The following is a 936-nucleotide window of genomic DNA, read 5'->3' as shown; positions in this document are numbered from 1 at the left end:
AGAGCCCGACCGAAAAAGGGTGAGCGGTTTTGGCGGGCTTGTGATTCCTTCGGATTTGCAAAGATTCGAGGGAGGACACCATGCCGTGGACCAAAGCCGCTCGTATCCAGTATCAGCGCAGTGGACTGCGTTACGCAAGCGACCTGACCGATGCCGAGTGGGCGCTGATCGCCCGGAAGATGCCGCCGCGGCGGCGATTGGGCCGGCCGCGCGAGGTCGATTTGCGCGAGATCGTGCAGGCGATTTTCTATATTTTGTCGAGCGGCTGCCAATGGCGAGCCTTGCCCAAGGAGTTCCCGCCATACTCGACGGTGCAGGGCTATTTTTACGCCTGGCGCGACAGCGGCAGGTGGCACCGGATCGTTCGAATCCTGGTGCGGCGGGCACGGAAGAAGCTCGGCCATAAGCCAACGCCGACGGCTGCCGTCATCGACAGCCAAACTGCTTCGACAACGCAGGCCGGAGGACCTCGTGGCTTCGATCCCGGCAAGCGCCTGCATGGGCGCAAGCGGCACATCGTCACCGATACCAATGGCCTTCTGCTCGCAGCCTATGTCCATCCTGCGAACGTTCAGGATGTCCATGGCGCGGTCCCCTTGCTCGAGCACCTGCGAGACCGCTTCCCGAGCCTCCAACATGTCTTTGCCGATCGGGTTTACCGCGGCAAACAGCTTACCAACGCGCTGTCCCACTGTGGACCGTGGACAATCGAAATCGTCCAGCGACCACCGGGGGTCAAGGGCTTCCAGCTCCTGCCCAAACGTTGGGTGGTCGAACGCACCTTTGCGTGGCTCGGTCGCTGCCGACGCCTCACCAGAGACTTTGAAGGCTCGGCCGCGACAGAGCTTGCCTGGCTTCATGTTGCCCATCTCAGGCTGCTGACAAGACGCCTCGCTGCACCCTAAAAAGCTCGCCGCCCTTTTTGAGTCAGGCTCT

1 protein-coding gene is annotated in these 936 nt (G+C 61.9%); it reads left to right on the top strand.

Translation table 11 applies throughout. The features are described from left to right. Positions 1-80 precede the first annotated feature (80 nt). On the top strand, positions 81-905 hold the full coding sequence (locus AAE027_RS39470) for an IS5 family transposase (RefSeq protein WP_370991179.1): 825 nt from the start codon (positions 81-83) through the stop codon (positions 903-905). Positions 906-936: the final 31 nt, after the last annotated feature.

The organism is Bradyrhizobium sp. DN3, from assembly GCF_041357655.1.
In the GTDB taxonomy this organism is placed as follows: domain Bacteria; phylum Pseudomonadota; class Alphaproteobacteria; order Rhizobiales; family Xanthobacteraceae; genus Bradyrhizobium.
Note: the sequence above shows the minus strand (reverse complement) of the source record. Positions and strands in the feature narration are given on the sequence as shown.

Coding starts and splice junctions, on each gene's coding strand:
- AAE027_RS39470 (WP_370991179.1), top strand. CDS start 81: ATGCCGTGGACCAAAGCCGCTCGTATCCAGTATCAGCGCAGTGGACTG.